This is a genomic window from Salinispora tropica CNB-440 (assembly GCF_000016425.1).
In the GTDB taxonomy this organism is placed as follows: Bacteria; Actinomycetota; Actinomycetes; order Mycobacteriales; family Micromonosporaceae; genus Micromonospora; species Micromonospora tropica.
In genome coordinates this window covers 3165675-3185599 of sequence record NC_009380.1, presented here as the reverse complement: position 1 = coordinate 3185599, position 19925 = coordinate 3165675, and the positions used below count along the sequence as shown (strand labels likewise).

At 69.1% G+C, this 19925-nt stretch carries 2 protein-coding genes; both read left to right on the top strand.

The features are described from left to right. The first annotated feature begins 375 nt into the window (after positions 1-375). A complete protein-coding gene (locus tag STROP_RS13965) occupies positions 376-10767 on the top strand; it encodes a type I polyketide synthase (RefSeq protein WP_012014004.1) in 10392 nt (3463 codons plus the stop codon). A gap of 51 nt (positions 10768-10818) precedes the next feature. Further along, a complete protein-coding gene (locus tag STROP_RS25750; RefSeq protein WP_012014003.1) occupies positions 10819-19920 on the top strand; it encodes a type I polyketide synthase in 9102 nt (3033 codons plus the stop codon). Positions 19921-19925: the final 5 nt, after the last annotated feature.

Sequence of the window (19925 nt, the reverse complement as noted above, 5' to 3'; positions counted from 1 at the left end):
GACCACCGCATGACCAACAGCACCCGATGCCGCGGGAAGCCGCAGCGAAGAGCGGAACCTCGGGTACGTACCCCCACAGTAAACAGCGTCAGGCTCGGCCTCAACGCTGACTGTGTCTGGCCGTGGTGGTGGGTGGGGGCGAGCCGTAACCTGCGGTAGACGGTGCTCCTGCCCTCGTTGCCGCTGTCGCGTTGGGAGCTAGGGGGCGCTCTGGGGGCGGTAGGGGGTTGGGGGTGCGCCACGCCGCTTCGTAGGGTCATCGCGAACAACCAACAATGCCTGAAGAAGCTCTCTGTTTCGACAATTGCTGCCCGATGACCCGTGAGTCGAAATTGGCCCGGGTCTTCGTGGCTGGGCTAGTGGCGGGAGACGTAGATGGAGAACGAGGAGAAGCTTCTCGGGTACCTGAAGCGGGCCACCATAGATCTGCGTGAGGCCCGCCGGCAGCTACGCAACGCCGAGCTCCGAGAGTACGACCCGATCGCGATCGTCGGTATGAGCTGCCGATTTCCGGGCGGCGTGGACAGTCCGGCGGCGCTGTGGCAGCTCCTCGCCGACGGTGCCGACGCCATCTCCGACTTCCCCAACGACCGGGGTTGGAACATCGAGGACATCTACGACCCCGACCATTCCAAGGCCGGCAAGACGTACACGAGGAGCGGTGGGTTCCTCTCCGACGCCGCGCTTTTCGACCCTGAGTTCTTCGGCATTTCGCCGCGTGAGGCGATCGCCATGGACCCGCAGCAACGGCTGTTGCTGGAGGCGTCCTGGGAGGCGTTCGAGTCGGCCGGCATCGACCCGGTCTCGATGCGCGGTAGCCGCACCGGTGTGTTCGCCGGGCTCATGTACCACGACTACTCGACCCGGCTGCCGACGGTGCCCGCCGAGTTGGAGGGCTTTCTCGGCAACGGCAACGCCGGCAGTATCTTCTCCGGCCGGGTCGCGTACGTGCTGGGCCTGGAGGGTCCGGCGATCACCGTGGATACCGCTTGTTCGTCGTCACTGGTCGCGCTGCACCTGGCGATCCAGGCGCTGCGCCGTGAGGAGTGCACCCTGGCGCTGGCCGGCGGCGCGACGGTGATGGCCACCCCGGAGACGTTCGTCGACTTCAGCCGGCAACGAGGTCTGGCCTCCGACGGTCGATGCAAGCCGTTCGCCGCCGCCGCCGACGGCACCGGATGGGCCGAGGGCGTCGGTGTGCTGCTCGTCGAGCGACTCAGCGACGCCCAGCGCAACGGGCACCGGGTGCTGGCCGTCGTACGCGGCACCGCGGTCAACCAGGACGGTGCCAGCAGCGGCCTCACCGCCCCTAACGGTCCCTCACAGCGTCGGGTCATCGCCGAAGCCCTGGCCAATGCCCGACTGACCACCGACCAGGTGGACGCCGTCGAGGCGCATGGTACGGGTACGACGTTGGGTGATCCGATTGAGGCGCAGGCGATTGTGGCGACGTATGGGCGGGATCGGGATCGGCCGTTGTGGTTGGGTTCGGTGAAGTCGAATATTGGGCACACGCAGGCGGCGGCGGGTGTGGCTGGTGTGATCAAGATGGTGATGGCGATGCGGCATGGGGTGTTGCCGCGCACGTTGCATGTGGATGAGCCCACGCCGCACGTGGATTGGTCGGTCGGGGATGTTCGGCTGTTGACGGATGCTGTGGAGTGGCCGGTTACTGGGCGTCCTCGTCGGGCTGGGGTGTCGTCGTTTGGTATCAGTGGGACCAATGCTCATGTGGTGTTGGAGCAGGCTCCGTTGGTTGGTGACGAGGAGTCGGTGGGGTTGGTGGAGGTGGTGGATCCGCCGGTGGTGTTGTGGCCTGTGTCGGGGCGTTCGTTGGAGGGGCTTGCTGGTCAGGCGGGTCGTGTGGCGGGGTTTTGTGGTGGGGTTGGTGTGCGTGCGGTGGATGTGGGGTTGTCGTTGGGTGTGGGTCGGGCGGGGTTGGAGTTTCGGGGTGTGGCGGTGGGTCGGGAGGTGTCGGAGCTTTCTGCTGGTTTGGAGGTGGTGGCTGCTGGTGGTGGTGTGTCGGGGCGGGTGAGTTCGGGTCGTACTGCTGTTTTGTTTTCGGGTCAGGGTGCGCAGTGGGTGGGGATGGGTCGGGAGTTGGCGGGGGCTTTTCCGGTGTTTGCGGGGGCGTTGGCGGAGGTGTGTGGGGTGTTTGGGCCGTTGTTGGGGGGTGATTTGCGGGAGGTGATGTTTGTTGATGGTGGTGGTGTTCTTGATCGGACGGGGTGGGCGCAGCCGGCGTTGTTTGCGGTGGAGGTGGCGTTGTTTCGGTTGGCGGAGTCGTGGGGTTTGGTGCCGGATTTTGTGGTGGGTCATTCGGTTGGTGAGTTGGTGGCGGCGTATGTGTCTGGGGTGTGGTCGTTGGAGGATGCGTGTCGGGTGGTGGCGGCTCGGGGTGGGTTGATGGAGGGGTTGCCGGGTGGGGCGATGTTGGCGGTGGGTGGGTCGGTGGGGGAGTTGGAGCTTGGTGGTGTGGATGTGGCGGCGGTGAATGGTCCTCGGTCGGTGGTGGTGTCGGGGACGGAGGAGGAGATTGCGGGGTTGGAGGGGTCGTTGGGGGTGTGGACGCGGCGGTTGCGGGTGTCGCATGCGTTTCATTCGCGGTTGATGGATCCGATGGTGGCGGATTTTGGGCGGGTTGTGGGTGGGGTGCGGGGGCGTGTGGGGGGTGTGGCGGTGGTGTCGACGGTTACGGGTGAGGTGGTGACGGATGAGGTGTTGGGGTCGGTGGGGTATTGGCAGGGGCAGGTGCGGGGGACGGTGCGGTTTGCGGATGCGGTGGCGACGTTGGTGGAGCGTGGGGTGACGCGGTTTGTGGAGGTTGGTCCGGACAGTGTGTTGACGGGGTTGGTGGCGGAGTGTGTGCCGGAGGCGGCGGTGGTGGTGGGGTTGCAGCGGCGTGGTGGTGATCAGGTGCGGGCGTTTGCGGCGGGGATGGGGCGGGTGTGGGCTGCTGGTGTTGATCTGGATTGGGCTGCGGTGCATCCGGGTGGGCGGCAGGTTGATTTGCCGACGTATGCCTTCCAACACCAGCACTACTGGCTCTACGACCCCGCTCTCGTCGGCGCTGGACTGCTCGCCGCCACCCACCCTCTGCTCGACGTCACGGTGCCGCTGGCCAACACCGACGGTGCCGTCCTCACTGGCCGCTGGTCCCTGTCCACCCACCCGTGGCTCGCCGACCACACGGTCGGCGGCACTGTCGTGTTCCCCGGCACCGGGCTGGTCGAACTCGCCCTGCACGCCGGTGCCCAGGTCGGCGCCGACCTGCTCGACGAGCTGACCCTGCACGCGCCTCTCGTCGTACCGGACAGCGGCAGCGTCGAGGTCCAACTCACGGTGGAGGCGCCCGACCCGACCGGCCGTCGTGCCGTCGCGGTGCACTCCCGCGAACGTGACGACGCACCGTGGACCCGGCACGCGACCGGCGTCCTGACCGCCGGCGACACTCCCGGCGTCGCCCTCACCGAATGGCCGCCCGCCGACGCCGAACCGCTGCCCCTGACCGGTCTCTACGACGACCTCGCGATCGGCGGACTCGACTACGGACACACCTTTCAGGGCCTGCGCCGCGCCTGGCGGACCGGCAAGGAACTCTACGCCGAGGTCGATCTCCCCGAGGGTACGGAGACCGACGGCTACGGTCTGCACCCGGCGCTCTTCGACGCCGGCCTGCACGCCCTCACTCGAGCCGACGACGACCCGCACCGGGGTCTGCCGTTCGCCTGGTCGGGCGTGGCACTGCACGCCACCGGTGCCACCAGCCTCCGGGTACGGCTCACCCCGTCCGACAGCAGCGTCCGGATCGCGGTTGCCGATGCCGTCGGCGCACCCGTCGCGACCGTTCGGTCGCTGGTGCTCCGCCCGGTGCGGGTCGCCGCGGCCACTGGCGTCGCCGACGCGCTCTTCGGTCTCGACTGGCACCCCCTCGGCATCACCGTGACCGGAACCACCCCCACCTGGACCTGGCACCCCGACACCACCCCGGCCCCCACCGGTGACGGCGTCACTCCGACCACCGGCCCGGGGCCCGGTGACGGCCCGCCCGAGCTGGTGGTGCTGCCGGCCGGAGGCACCGACGACGTGCACGTTGAGGTGAACAGGGTGTTGGCGATCGCCCAGCGCTGGCTGGCCGGAACCACGACCGCCCCGCTCGTCGTCCTCACCCGGGGCGCGGTCGGTGATGATGTGACCGATCTGGCGGGTGCGGCGGTGTGGGGTCTGCTGCGTTCGGCGCAGGCGGAGAATCCGGACCGCTTCCTTCTTGTTGACGCTGACACTGATCAGCTTTCTGACGTGCTCTCGCTCGCGTTGGCCGCGGGTGAACCGCAGGTACGGGTCCGTGGTGGGGTGGTTTCGGTTCCTCGGCTTGTCCGTCAGGCTGTTGCGTCGTCTAGCGTGGATGCTTCGCTTTTCGGTACGGGTGTGGTGTTGGTTACCGGTGCGACGGGTGCGTTGGGGTCGGTGGTGGCTCGGCATTTGGTGGCGGCGCATGGGGTGCGGCGTTTGCTGTTGTTGTCGCGTAGCGGTATGGCTGCCTCGGGTGCGGCGGATCTGGTGGCGGAGCTGTCGGCGGCTGGCGCGCGGGTCGAGCTGGCCGCTTGTGACGTGGCTGACCGTGTGCAGCTGGCTGCTGTTCTGGCGGGTGCGTCGGATCTGTCGGCGGTGGTGCACACGGCGGGTGTGCTGGATGACGGTGTGGTGTCGTCGTTGTCGGCGGCTCGGGTGTCGGGGGTGTTGCGTCCGAAGGTGGACGCGGCGTGGTTGTTGGACGAGTTGACCCGGGACCGGGAGTTGTCGGCGTTCGTGTTGTTCTCCTCGATGTCTGGCGTGTTGGGCGCGCCGGGGCAGGGTAACTACGCGGCGGCTAACGCTTTTCTGGACGCGTTGGCCGTGACGCGTCGTCGGGCGGGTTTGCCTGGTGTGTCGTTGGCGTGGGGGCTGTGGGGTCAGGGCTCGGCGATGACCGACCGGCTCGGCGACGCCGACCGGGAGCGGATGGCGCGCGGTGGCGTGCTGCCGCTGGCCACCACCGACGGGCTCGCCCTGCTTGACGCCGCCGTCGCCAACCCGTACCCGACGGCCGTCCCGGCCCGGCTCGACCTGGCCGTCCTACGTACTCTCGGCGACGATCTGCCGCTGCCCTTCCACGGCCTGGTCCGCCCGGCGCGACGCTTGGCCGCCCGTGCCGCCGTCCCCAACGCCACCGGCTGGGCGGCGGATCTCGCCGCACTACCCGCCGACGAACGCGACCGCGCCGCGACCGCCCTGGTCCTCACCCAGGTGGCGGCGGTGCTCGGGCACGCCTCCGCCGAGCGGATCGACGCCGGCCGCCCGTTCCAGGAGCTGGGCTTCGACTCGCTCACCGCGGTCGAGCTGCGCAACGCGCTCTCCGCCAGCACCGGCCTGCGGCTGCCCGCCACCCTGATCTTCGACTACCCGTCACCCCGCGATCTGGCCCGATACCTGCTCAGGGAGATCGCCGGCCCGGACGACGTCGACCCGGTACCGGCCGTCACCACCACGACCGGTATCGACGAGCCGGTGGCGATCGTGGGGATGGCCTGCCGGTATCCCGGTGGTGTTTCGTCGCCGGAGGACTTGTGGCGGCTGGTCGTTGAGGGTGTCGATGCCATCGATGGTTTTCCTGTCGATCGGGGTTGGGATCTTGACCGCCTCTATGACCCGTCGGGCAGCCGTCCCGACACCACGTACGTGGCGAAGGGCGGCTTTCTCACCGACGCGGGCGAGTTCGATCCGGTCTTTTTCGGTATTTCACCTCGTGAGGCCGTGTTGATGGACCCGCAGCAGCGTCAATTGTTGGAGGTGTCGTGGGAGGCGTTCGAGCGGGCTGGTATTGATCCTGCTTCGGTGCGGGGTTCGGCTACCGGTGTGTTTGCTGGTGTGATGTATCACGACTACGTGTCGGGGCACAGTGCTGGCAGTGTTGTTTCTGGTCGTATCTCGTACACGTTTGGGTTGGAGGGCCCGGCGGTGTCGGTTGATACGGCGTGTTCGTCGTCGTTGGTGGCGATGCATTTGGCGGGTCAGGCGTTGCGGTCGGGGGAGTGTGATTTGGCGTTGGCTGGTGGGGTGACGGTGATGGCGACGCCGGAGACGTTTGTGGAGTTTTCGCGGCAGCGGGGGTTGGCGCCCGATGGTCGGTGTAAGCCGTTTGCGGCGGGTGCTGATGGGACGGGTTGGTCTGAGGGTGTTGGTGTGTTGGTGTTGGAGCGGTTGTCGGATGCTCGCCGGAATGGTCATCGGGTGTATGGGGTGGTGCGGGGTTCGGCGGTGAATCAGGATGGTGCGTCGAATGGTTTGACGGCTCCGAATGGGCCGGCGCAGCAGCGGGTGATTCGGCAGGCGTTGGGTAATGCGGGGGTGTCGGCGGCTGAGGTTGATGTGGTGGAGGCGCATGGTACGGGTACGACGTTGGGTGATCCGATTGAGGCGCAGGCGATTGTGGCGACGTATGGGCGGGATCGGGATCGGCCGTTGTGGTTGGGTTCGGTGAAGTCGAATATTGGGCACACGCAGGCGGCGGCGGGTGTGGCTGGTGTGATCAAGATGGTGATGGCGATGGAGCACGGGATGGTGCCGCGCACGTTGCATGTGGATGAGCCCACGCCGCACGTGGACTGGAGCGCCGGTGATGTGCGCCTGGCTATCGATCCGGTCGAGTGGCCGGCGGTGGATCGGCCGCGTCGGGCTGGGGTGTCGTCGTTTGGTATCAGTGGGACCAATGCTCATGTGGTGCTGGAACAGGCTCCCGCCACCGCACCGGTCGTCCGCTCCGGCACGTCGCCGGTGGCGCTCTGGCCGGTCTCCGGCCGATCGGTTAGCGGCCTCACCGCCCAGGCCGCCAGCCTCGCCGACTTCCTTGCCGATGCTGACTTTGATCCCGCAGACGTGGCGCTGACCCTCGGCGCCGGTCGGGCCGCGCTGGAACACCGGGGCGTCGCTGTAGGCGACGGCGTCACCGGTCTCCGCGCGCTCGCCGCCGGCCAGGGCGTGCACGGCCACCTGACCACCGGTCGTACTGCTGTTTTGTTTTCGGGTCAGGGTGCGCAGTGGGTGGGGATGGGTCGGGAGTTGGCGGGGGCGTTTCCGGTGTTTGCGGGGGCGTTGGCGGAGGTGTGTGGGGTGTTTGGGCCGTTGTTGGGGGGTGATTTGCGGGAGGTGATGTTTGTTGATGGTGGTGGTGTTCTTGATCGGACGGGGTGGGCGCAGCCGGCGTTGTTTGCGGTGGAGGTGGCGTTGTTTCGGTTGGCGGAGTCGTGGGGTTTGGTGCCGGATTTTGTGGTGGGTCATTCGGTTGGTGAGTTGGTGGCGGCGTATGTGTCTGGGGTGTGGTCGTTGGAGGATGCGTGTCGGGTGGTGGCGGCTCGGGGTGGGTTGATGGAGGGGTTGCCGGGTGGGGCGATGTTGGCGGTGGGTGGGTCGGTGGGGGAGTTGGAGCTTGGTGGTGTGGATGTGGCGGCGGTGAATGGTCCTCGGTCGGTGGTGGTGTCGGGGACGGAGGAGGAGATTGCGGGGTTGGAGGGGTCGTTGGGGGTGTGGACGCGGCGGTTGCGGGTGTCGCATGCGTTTCATTCGCGGTTGATGGATCCGATGGTGGCGGATTTTGGGCGGGTTGTGGGTGGGGTGCGGGGGCGTGTGGGGGGTGTGGCGGTGGTGTCGACGGTTACGGGTGAGGTGGTGACGGATGAGGTGTTGGGGTCGGTGGGGTATTGGCAGGGGCAGGTGCGGGGGACGGTGCGGTTTGCGGATGCGGTGGCGACGTTGGTGGAGCGTGGGGTGACGCGGTTTGTGGAGGTTGGTCCGGACAGTGTGTTGACGGGGTTGGTGGCGGAGTGTGTGCCGGAGGCGGCGGTGGTGGTGGGGTTGCAGCGGCGTGGTGGTGATCAGGTGCGGGCGTTTGCGGCGGGGATGGGGCGGGTGTGGGCTGCTGGTGTTGATCTGGATTGGGCTGCGGTGCATCCGGGTGGGCGGCAGGTTGATCTGCCGACGTATGCCTTCCAACACCAGCACTACTGGATCGACGCTCCGGCCGACCCGGGCGATGCCACCGCGATGGGCCTGAACTCCGCCGACCACCCGCTGCTCGGCGCGGTCATCGATCTGCCCGGCACTGGTGGTGTGGTGCTCACCGGCCGCCTCTCCCGCACCGCCCAGCCGTGGCTCGCCGACCACGCGGTGTTCGACACCGTCCTCGTCCCCGGCACCGGGCTGGTCGAGCTCGCCCTGCGCGCGGGAGACCAGGTCGGCTGTCCCGTGCTGGACGAACTGACCATCGGCACGCCGCTGGTGCTGCCCGCCGAGGGCGGCCTGGCGCTGCGCGTCGCGGTCGACGCCGCCGACGACAGCGGCGCCCGTACCCTCGGCATCTGGACCCGGCCCGACGACGCGGCCGACGACGCCGGCTGGACCCGGCATGCCGAAGGGGTCCTGGTCCGTCAGGCCGGGGCAGACCCGGCCGCCGCCGACCTGTCCGAGTGGCCGCCCCCCGGCGCCGAGCCGGTCGATCTCACCGGCCTCTACGACCGGCTGCTCGACCACGGTTACGGCTACGGGCCGGTGTTCCAGGGGCTGCGCGCGGTGTGGCAGCGCGGCCACGGCGACACCGCCGAGGTCTGGGCCGAGGCGGCGCTGCCCGAGGTGGCCGCCGCCGACGTGCCGCGGTTCCTGCTGCATCCGGCTCTGTTCGACGCGGCGCTACACGCGAACCTCGTAGCCGAAGGCGCCGGCAACACGCCGTTGCCGTTCTCCTGGCGCGGGGTGACCCTGCATGCCGCGCACGCCGCCACTCTGCGGATCCGGATCTTCCCGGCCACCGCCGACAAGCTGGCCGTCACCGTCGCCGACGGGAACGGCAACCCCGTCGCCACCATCGACCAGATGGTGGCCCGACCGGTCGCCGCCGACGCACTCGGGACCGCCGCCCGGGGCCACCGGCGCAACCTGTTCGAGGTGGCTTGGCAGCCCGTCGCCACCCCGGACATCGTCGCCGACGACTGGACCCCCATCGACGCCGAGGCGGAACTGCCTGACCCGGCACCCGGCACCGTCGTGGTCACCCTCGACCCGCCCGGTACGCCGCCCGCGGCCGTGCACGCGGCCGCCGAACGACTGTTGGCGCTGCTGCACCGATGGCTCACCGAGCCGGGGTACGCCGCGGCGACGCTGGTGCTGCATACCCGCGATGCGGTCGGTGCCGGCGACACCCCGGTCAACCCTGCCCAAGCGGCCCTGTGGGGGCTGGTCCGGGCCGCCGAGGCCGAACACCCCGGCCGGTTCGTCCTGGTCGACACCGACGGCACCGGCACCGATCACCTCGCGGCGGCGCTGGCCACCGGGGAACCGGAGGTGGCCGTCCGGGACGGTCGACTGCTGGTGCCCCGACTGACCCGGGTACCCGCCGAGGCACCCCGCGACGGCATCCCGTGGTCCGCCGACGGCACCGTCCTGATCACCGGTGGCCTCGGCGGGCTGGGTAGCCTCGTCGCCCGGCACCTGGTCACCCGGCACCAGGTACGCCGGTTGCTGCTGACCAGCCGCAGCGGTGCCATGGCACCTGGCGCGGCGGAACTGGTTGCGGACCTCACCGCCGCCGGCGCCGAGGTGACGGTCGCCGCCTGCGACGTCGCCGACCGAGACGCGCTCGCCGCGTTGCTCGCCGACCTTCCCGCCACCCACCCGCTCACCGCCGTCGTGCACGCCGCCGGCACCGCCGAGAACGCGCTGGTCGACGCCCTCACCCCCGAGCAACTGCACCGGGTGCTGCGACCCAAGGTGGACGCCGCCTGGCACCTGCACGACCTCACCCGCGACCTCGACCTGACTGCGTTCGTGCTCTTTTCCTCGTCGGCCGGCTGGGTGGCCGGCGCCGGCCAGGGCAACTACGCTGCCGCCAACCTCTTTCTCGACGCGCTTGCCCAGCGCCGCCGCGCCGACGGGCTGCCCGCCACCTCGCTGGCCTTCGGCCTCTGGGCCGCCGGCACCGGCATGGGCGGTCATCTCGACGAGGCCGACCTGCACCGGATGCGCCGGCTCGGCATGCCCGCCATGACCACCGACGAGGGGCTGGGCCTCTTCGACGCGGCTGTCGCCGCCGACCGGGCCACCGTCGTACCGGTGCGGGTCGACCTGGACGCGCTGCGTCGGCGGACCGACGCGCTGCCCGCCGTGCTGCGCGGTCTGGTCCGCGTCTCGGCCCGGCCCGTGGCCACCGGCGGCGCGACGGCCGGCGGCCCGGGGCTGGTGCAACGGCTCACCGGTCTCTCCGACGCCGACCGGGACGCCCTGCTGCTCGACCTGGTCCGCACGCACGCCGCCGCCGTGCTCGGCTTCCCGGGCCCGGCGTCGGTGGAACCCGGTCGTGCGTTCAAGGACCTCGGCTTCGACTCCCTCGCCGCCGTCGAGTTCCGCAACGTGCTCAGCACCGTGACCGGCCTGCGGCTGCCCGCCACGCTCGTCTTCGACCATCCCGAGCCCGCCGCCCTCGCCCGGGCGTTGAAGGCCGACCTGGTGGCGCCCGACGCCGATCCGGCCGACGCGGTCCTCGCCGACCTCGACCGTCTGGAAAAGACCCTGACCGGCGTACCCACCGACGAGCACGCCCGGATCACCGCACGGCTGGAGGCGGTGCTACGCGGCTGGCAGGACCGGACCGGCGACCCCGACGACACCCGGCGCGACTACGAGTCCGCCACCGACGAGGAACTGTTCGACGTCCTGGAGAACGAGCTCGGCATCTCCTGACGGCAGCCCGTCTCCAGAGGACTCTCCGGCGCGGGAAGATTGGTGTGAACGATGGCGAACGACGACAAGCTCCGGACCTTTCTCAAGCGCGCTACGGCCGAACTGCAACAGGCCAACCGGCGACTGCGTGAGGTGGAGGACCGGGACCAGGAGCCGATCGCGATCGTCGGCATGGGCTGCCGCTACCCCGGGGGTGTCCGGTCGCCGGAGGACCTGTGGCAGCTCGTCCTCGACGGCACCGACGCGATCTCCGACTTTCCGACCGACCGGGGTTGGGACGTCTACGGCGTCTATGACCCGGAACCCGGCAAGCCCGGCAAGAGCTACACCCGGCACGGCGGCTTCCTCTACGACGCCGCCGACTTCGACCCGGGCTTCTTCGGGATGAGCCCACGGGAGGCGGTGGAGACGGACCCGCAGCAGCGGCTGGTGTTGGAAGCATCCTGGGAGGCGTTCGAGCACGGTGGCATCGACCCGGTCGGCTTGAAGGGCAGCACCACCGGCGTCTTCGTCGGCATGATGCACCACGACTACGTCGACAGCACCACCTCCGGCAGCCTCGTCTCCGGCCGGGTCGCGTACGTGCTGGGTCTGGAGGGGCCGGCGATCACCGTGGACACCGCGTGCTCGTCGTCGTCGGTCGCGGTGCACCTGGCCTGCCAGTCGCTGCGCAGGGAGGAGTGTGGCCTGGCGCTGGCCGGTGGCGTCGCGGTGATGGCCACCCCACAGCTCTTCGTCGAGTTCAGCCGGCAGCGCGCGCTGTCCCCGGACGGCCGGTGTCGGTCCTTCGGCGACGGCGCCGACGGCGCAGCCTGGTCCGAGGGTGTTGGTGTGTTGGTGTTGGAGCGGTTGTCGGATGCTCGCCGGAATGGTCATCGGGTGTATGGGGTGGTGCGGGGTTCGGCGGTGAATCAGGACGGTGCGTCGAATGGTTTGACGGCTCCGAATGGGCCGGCGCAGCAGCGGGTGATTCGTGCCGCGTTGGCGAATGCTCGGCTTTCTGTCTCTGATGTGGATGTGGTGGAGGCGCATGGTACGGGTACGACGTTGGGTGATCCGATTGAGGCGCAGGCGATTGTGGCGACGTATGGGCGGGATCGGGATCGGCCGTTGTGGTTGGGTTCGGTGAAGTCGAATATTGGGCATGCCCAGGCGGCGGCGGGTGTGGCTGGTGTGATCAAGATGGTGATGGCGATGCGGCATGGGGTGTTGCCGCGCACCCTGCACGTCGAGACGCCGTCGCGGCAGGTCGATTGGTCGGCCGGGGATGTTCGGCTGCTGACCGAGTCGGTCGAGTGGCCGGCGGTGGATCGGCCGCGTCGGGCTGGGGTGTCGTCGTTCGGCATTAGCGGTACCAACGTGCACCTCATCATCGAGCAGGCATCACCCGTCGAGGACCAGGCACCCGTCGAGGACTCTGCGACGGGACCGACCCCACCGGTCACCCTCTGGCCTGTGTCGGGGCGTTCGTTGGAGGGGCTTGCTGGTCAGGCGGGTCGTGTGGCGGGGTTTTGTGGTGGGGTTGGTGTGCGTGCGGTGGATGTGGGGTTGTCGTTGGGTGTGGGTCGGGCGGGGTTGGAGTTTCGGGGTGTGGCGGTGGGTCGGGAGGTGTCGGAGCTTTCTGCTGGTTTGGAGGTGGTGGCTGCTGGTGGTGGTGTGTCGGGGCGGGTGAGTTCGGGTCGTACTGCTGTTTTGTTTTCGGGTCAGGGTGCGCAGTGGGTGGGGATGGGTCGGGAGTTGGCGGGGGCTTTTCCGGTGTTTGCGGGGGCGTTGGCGGAGGTGTGTGGGGTGTTTGGGCCGTTGTTGGGGGGTGATTTGCGGGAGGTGATGTTTGTTGATGGTGGTGGTGTTCTTGATCGGACGGGGTGGGCGCAGCCGGCGTTGTTTGCGGTGGAGGTGGCGTTGTTTCGGTTGGCGGAGTCGTGGGGTTTGGTGCCGGATTTTGTGGTGGGTCATTCGGTTGGTGAGTTGGTGGCGGCGTATGTGTCTGGGGTGTGGTCGTTGGAGGATGCGTGTCGGGTGGTGGCGGCTCGGGGTGGGTTGATGGAGGGGTTGCCGGGTGGGGCGATGTTGGCGGTGGGTGGGTCGGTGGGGGAGTTGGAGCTTGGTGGTGTGGATGTGGCGGCGGTGAATGGTCCTCGGTCGGTGGTGGTGTCGGGGACGGAGGAGGAGATTGCGGGGTTGGAGGGGTCGTTGGGGGTGTGGACGCGGCGGTTGCGGGTGTCGCATGCGTTTCATTCGCGGTTGATGGATCCGATGGTGGCGGATTTTGGGCGGGTTGTGGGTGGGGTGCGGGGGCGTGTGGGGGGTGTGGCGGTGGTGTCGACGGTTACGGGTGAGGTGGTGACGGATGAGGTGTTGGGGTCGGTGGGGTATTGGCAGGGGCAGGTGCGGGGGACGGTGCGGTTTGCGGATGCGGTGGCGACGTTGGTGGAGCGTGGGGTGACGCGGTTTGTGGAGGTTGGTCCGGACAGTGTGTTGACGGGGTTGGTGGCGGAGTGTGTGCCGGAGGCGGCGGTGGTGGTGGGGTTGCAGCGGCGTGGTGGTGATCAGGTGCGGGCGTTTGCGGCGGGGATGGGGCGGGTGTGGGCTGCTGGTGTTGATCTGGATTGGGCTGCGGTGCATCCGGGTGGGCGGCAGGTTGATCTGCCGACGTATGCCTTCCAACACCAGCACTACTGGCTGCACGACACCGGAGCCGACAAGGACGTGTCCACCGCCGGCTGGCGGTACCGGGTGATGTGGCGGGCCACCAACGTGCCCACCGGGCGGCACCTGACCGGCGACTGGTGGGTTGTCACACCAAGCGCACTCACCGACGATCCCCGGGCTGCCGCGGTGGCCGATGCGCTCACCGCACGCGGCGCGACCGTCGTCCGGCTCACCGACGCCGCGCCACACGACCGCGACACCCCCGCCGGAGTCGTGTCGCTGCTCGGCCTCGACGACACTTCGGACACCCTCAACGCCGGCCTCTCCGCCGGAGTCACCGGCACCGTACGCCTGGTGCACGCCCTCGCCGCCGCCGACTTCACCGGTCGGCTCTGGTGCCTCACCACCGGTGCCGTCGCCGTCGACCCGTACGAGGACCTGCCGCACGCCGCGCAGGCCGGGCTCTGGGGGCTCGGCACCGTGTTGTCCCTCGACTACCCGGGCTGGTGGGGCGGCCTGGCCGATGTGCCCGCCGACTGGACGCCCGACATCCTCGACCGGCTCGTCGACGTGCTCACCGACGGCGGCGAGGACCAGGTCGCCCTGCGTAACGGTGGGGTGCTGGCTCGACGGATGGTCCACTGGCCCGTCAGCGGCACACCTGACCGGCGGTGGCGACCCACCGGCACCGTCCTGGTCACCGGCGGCACCGGTGGCATCGGCACGCACCTCAGCGAATGGCTCCTCGACCAGGGCGCTGACCGGGTCGTCCTGGCCAGCCGGCGCGGCCCGGCCGCCCTCGGTGCCGCCGACCTCGCCGCCCGCCTGCCCGCCGTTCAGGTCGTCGCCTGCGACGTGACCGACCGCGATGCGGTCGCCACGCTTCTCGACGGGATCGGCGACGACCTGACTGCCGTCTTCCACGCCGCCGGGGTGTTGCGCGACGCCGCCCCGCTCGACGAGACCGACCTCGACGCCTTCGCCGACGTGTGCCGAGCCAAGGTGCTCGGCGCGACCCACCTCGACGCGTTGCTCGCTGACCGGCCGCTCGACGCGTTCGTCCTCTTCGCCTCCGGCGCGGCCGTCTGGGGCAGCGCCGGACAGGCCGCATACGGCACTGGCAACGCCTGGCTCGACGCCCTCGCCCACCAGCGCCGCCGCCAGGGCCGTACCGCGACCTCCATCGCCTGGGGGACCTGGGGTGGCGGTGGCATGGTCGACGACCAGGCCACCGAACAGCTGCTGCGCCAGGGCACTCCGCCGATGGAGCCGCGCCTCGCCCTCGGGGCGTTGCAGCAGGTCCTCGACCACGATGAGAGTCACCTCGTCGTCGCCGACATCGACTGGGCCCGGTTCGCCCCGATCTACACCCTGGCCCGGCCACGGCCGCTGCTCGCCGCGCTCCCCGAGGCCAACCCGAGCGTGGTCGCCACCGCGCCGGCCCCGCCGCGTGAGACCTCCGTGCTGGCCGACCTGCCCGACGCCGACCGGCTGCCGTATCTGCTGGACACCGTCCGGACCCACGTGGCGGTCGTCCTCGGGTACGACGCCTCTACCACCGTTGACGTCCAACGGCCGTTCCGGGAACTCGGCTTCGACTCGCTGACCGCGGTCGAGCTGCGCAACGCAGTTGGCGAGGCGGTCGGGCTGCGCCTGCCCGCCACCATGGTCTACGACCACCCGACCCCCGCCGTGTTGGCCCGCCACCTGTACGACGAACTCGTCGGCACCGCCGCCGCACCCACCGTCACATCGACCACTGCCGGGTTCGCCCCGGACGAGCCGATCGCCATCATCGGCATGGGCTGCCGCTACCCGGGCGGAGTCCGGTCCCCGGAAGACCTGTGGCAACTCGTCGCCACTGGCACCGACGCCATCAGCGCGTTCCCCGTCGACCGGGGCTGGGACGCCGACGCGCTCTTCGACGCCGACCCGGACCAGCCGGGCACCAGCTACGTGCGCTCCGGCGGTTTTGTCTACGACGCCGCCAAGTTCGACGCCGAGTTCTTCGGTATCTCGCCCCGCGAGGCGATCGCCATGGACCCGCAGCAGCGGCTGATGCTCGAAGTCACCTGGGAGGCGTGTGAGCGCGCCGGGTTGAACCCCGAGGCGTTGCGCGGCAGTTCGGTCGGCGTTTTCGTCGGCTCCGGTGCCCAGGACTACGGTGACCTGCTCGGCCTCGCCCCCGCCGAATCGGAGGCGTATCTGAGCACCGGCACTTCCGCGTCGGTGATTTCCGGCCGGTTGTCGTACGCCTTCGGTTTCGAGGGGCCGTCGATGACGATCGACACCGCCTGCTCCTCGTCCCTGGTCGCTCTGCACCTGGCCAGCCAGGCGTTGCGCGCCGGGGAGTGCGCCACCGCCATCGCCAGCGGGGTGCTGGTGATGTCGAACCCCACCCCGTTCGTGGCGTTCAGCCGGCAACGGGGACTCGCCCCGGACGGCCGCTGCAAGTCGTTCTCCGACGACGCCGACGGCACCGGCTGGTCCGAGGGTGTTGGTGTGTTGGTGTTGGAGCGGTTGTCGGATGCTCGCCGGAATGGTCATCGGGTGTATGGGGTGGTGCGGGGTTCGGCGGTGAATCAGGACGGTGCGTCGAATGGTTTGACGGCTCCGAATGGGCCGGCGCAGCAGCGGGTGATTCGTGCCGCGTTGGCGAATGCTCGGCTTTCTGTCTCTGATGTGGATGTGGTGGAGGCGCATGGTACGGGTACGACGTTGGGTGATCCGATTGAGGCGCAGGCGATTGTGGCGACGTATGGGCGGGATCGGGATCGGCCGTTGTGGTTGGGTTCGGTGAAGTCGAATATTGGGCACACGCAGGCGGCGGCGGGTGTGGCTGGTGTGATCAAGATGGTGATGGCGATGCGGCATGGGGTGTTGCCGCGCACCCTGCACGTCGAGACGCCGTCGCGGCAGGTCGATTGGTCGGCCGGGGATGTTCGGCTGCTGACCGAGTCGGTCGAGTGGCCGGCGGTGGATCGGCCGCGTCGGGCTGGGGTGTCGTCGTTTGGTATCAGTGGGACCAATGCTCATGTGGTGTTGGAGCAGGCTCCGTTGGTTGGTGACGAGGAGTCGGTGGGGTTGGTGGAGGTGGTGGATCCGCCGGTGGTGTTGTGGCCTGTGTCGGGGCGTTCGTTGGAGGGGCTTGCTGGTCAGGCGGGTCGTGTGGCGGGGTTTTGTGGTGGGGTTGGTGTGCGTGCGGTGGATGTGGGGTTGTCGTTGGGTGTGGGTCGGGCGGGGTTGGAGTTTCGGGGTGTGGCGGTGGGTCGGGAGGTGTCGGAGCTTTCTGCTGGTTTGGAGGTGGTGGCTGCTGGTGGTGGTGTGTCGGGGCGGGTGAGTTCGGGTCGTACTGCTGTTTTGTTTTCGGGTCAGGGTGCGCAGTGGGTGGGGATGGGTCGGGAGTTGGCGGGGGCGTTTCCGGTGTTTGCGGGGGCGTTGGCGGAGGTGTGTGGGGTGTTTGGGCCGTTGTTGGGGGGTGATTTGCGGGAGGTGATGTTTGTTGATGGTGGTGGTGTTCTTGATCGGACGGGGTGGGCGCAGCCGGCGTTGTTTGCGGTGGAGGTGGCGTTGTTTCGGTTGGCGGAGTCGTGGGGTTTGGTGCCGGATTTTGTGGTGGGTCATTCGGTTGGTGAGTTGGTGGCGGCGTATGTGTCTGGGGTGTGGTCGTTGGAGGATGCGTGTCGGGTGGTGGCGGCTCGGGGTGGGTTGATGGAGGGGTTGCCGGGTGGGGCGATGTTGGCGGTGGGTGGGTCGGTGGGGGAGTTGGAGCTTGGTGGTGTGGATGTGGCGGCGGTGAATGGTCCTCGGTCGGTGGTGGTGTCGGGGACGGAGGAGGAGATTGCGGGGTTGGAGGGGTCGTTGGGGGTGTGGACGCGGCGGTTGCGGGTGTCGCATGCGTTTCATTCGCGGTTGATGGATCCGATGGTGGCGGATTTTGGGCGGGTTGTGGGTGGGGTGCGGGGGCGTGTGGGGGGTGTGGCGGTGGTGTCGACGGTTACGGGTGAGGTGGTGACGGATGAGGTGTTGGGGTCGGTGGGGTATTGGCAGGGGCAGGTGCGGGGGACGGTGCGGTTTGCGGATGCGGTGGCGACGTTGGTGGAGCGTGGGGTGACGCGGTTTGTGGAGGTTGGTCCGGACAGTGTGTTGACGGGGTTGGTGGCGGAGTGTGTGCCGGAGGCGGCGGTGGTGGTGGGGTTGCAGCGGCGTGGTGGTGATCAGGTGCGGGCGTTTGCGGCGGGGATGGGGCGGGTGTGGGCTGCTGGTGTTGATCTGGATTGGGCTGCGGTGCATCCGGGTGGGCGGCAGGTTGATTTGCCGACGTATGCCTTCCAACACCAGCACTACTGGATCGAGCCCGACCGCACCGACGGCACAGCTACCGACGGCACAGCTACCGACGGCACAGCTACCGACGGCACCGCTACCGACGGCACCGACGGCGGGTTCTGGGACGCCGTCGAACGCGCCGATGTTGACGCCCTCGCCGATGGTCTCGGCGTCGCCCCCGACGTCGTCGACGAGGTGCTGCCCGGCCTAGCCGCCTGGCGCTCACGGCATCGGGATGCCTCCACCCTCGACGGCTGGCGGTATCGGGTGGTGTGGCGCTCGACGGATTTGCCCGTTGGCGGGGAGCTGTCCGGTGCCTGGTGGGTCGTGGTCCCGGTGACGTTGGCCGGCGACGCGCGGGTACGGGCGGTCATCGAGGGGCTGGCCGCGCGTGGTGCCGAGGTGGTCATGGTTGTTGGTGTTGATCTGCCGGTTGGGGACATTCCGGCGGGGGTGGTGTCCCTGCTCGCCCTCGATGACAGTCGGGACGACACTGGTGTCGGGCTCTCCGCTGGTGTTGTCGACACGGTGAGGCTGATTCAGGCGCTCGCTGTCACCGGCCGTATGGGGCGAGTCTGGTGCGTCACCTCTGGTGGTGTGGCGATTGATCGGTTCGAGCCGGTCATCGATCTCGCGCAGGGTGCGTTGTGGGGTTTGGGTACGGTGCTTTCCCTTGACTATCCCGACTGGTGGGGTGGCTTGGTTGATCTGCCTGTGGACTGGACTGATGCTCATGTTGAGCGGTTCGTCGACGTGCTTGCGGATGGGGGTGAGGATCAGGTTGCCGTCCGTACGGTCGGAGTGTTGGCCCGGCGGATGGTCCGTTGGCCGGCTGTCGGCACGTCCGAACGGCGCTGGCGACCGAGCGGCACTGTTCTGGTGACTGGTGGCACTGGTGGTGTTGGTGAGCATGTCACGGAGTGGTTGCTCGCTGGTGGTGCGGATCGGGTGGTGTTGGCCAGCCGGCGGGGATTGGACGCTCCGGGTGCGGCCGACCTGGTGGCCCGGCACCGCGGTGTTGATGTCGTCGTCTGTGATGTGGCTGATCGTGATGCGGTGGCTGCGTTGCTGGCTGATCTGGGTGATGACCTGACCGCGGTTTTCCATGCTGCTGGGGTGTTGCGTCCGGAGGTGCCGTTGGGTGAGACCGGTCTCGACGACTTCGCTGATGTGTGTCGGGCCAAGGTGTTGGGTGCGGTGCATCTGGACGCGTTGCTGGCCGACCGGCCGTTGGAGGCGTTCGTGTTGTTCTCCTCCGGGGCGGCGGTGTGGGGCAGTGCCGGGCAGGCCGGTTACGCCACCGCGAATGCGTACCTCGACGCGTTGGCCCATCGGCGGCGGACCCGCGGCGTGGTCGCCACCTCCGTTGCCTGGGGCAGCTGGGGCGGCGGCGGCATGGCCGGCGGCGAGGTCGGCGCGCACCTGCGCCGACAGGGCACCCCGCCGATGGACCCCGGGCTCGCTGTCCAGGCGCTACGGCAGGCTCTCGACCACGATGAGAGTCACCTCGTCGTCGCCGACATCGACTGGGCCCGGTTCGCCCCGATCTACACTCTGGCCCGGCCACGGCCGCTGCTCACCGCGCTCCCCGACGCCCACCCGGAGAGCGAACCGGCCACCCCGGTCGCCGCCACCGCCGACCTCGCCGGACAGCTCGCCGCGATGCCGACACCGGACCGCCTGGACACCATCCTCGCACTGGTCCGCGACCAGGTCGCCGCCGTCCTCGGGTACGCCTCCGACGCCGACGTAGAGCCAGAGCGGGCGTTCAAGGAAGCCGGCTTCGACTCGTTGACCGCCGTCGAGCTGCGCAACCGGCTCGCCACCGAGACCGCGCTGCGGCTGCCCGCCACGCTGGTCTTCGACCACCCGACCCCGATCGAACTGGCCCGGCACCTGCTCACCGAGCTGGCGCCCGCCGACGCGGGGGGCGTCACCCTGCTCAACGACCTCGACCGGCTCCAGGCGACCTTGTCCACGCTGGACACTGATGCGGTGGCCGCTCTCGACGAGAGCATCCGTGCCGGGGTGGGGGAGCGGCTCAAGGCCCTGCTCGCGACCTGGACCGCCGATCAACGCCCGGCCGAGGTCGTCAGCGTGACCGAGGACCTCGACACCGCCTCCGACGACGACCTCTTCGAATTCATCGATAGCAAGTTCGGCACCTCATGAACCGT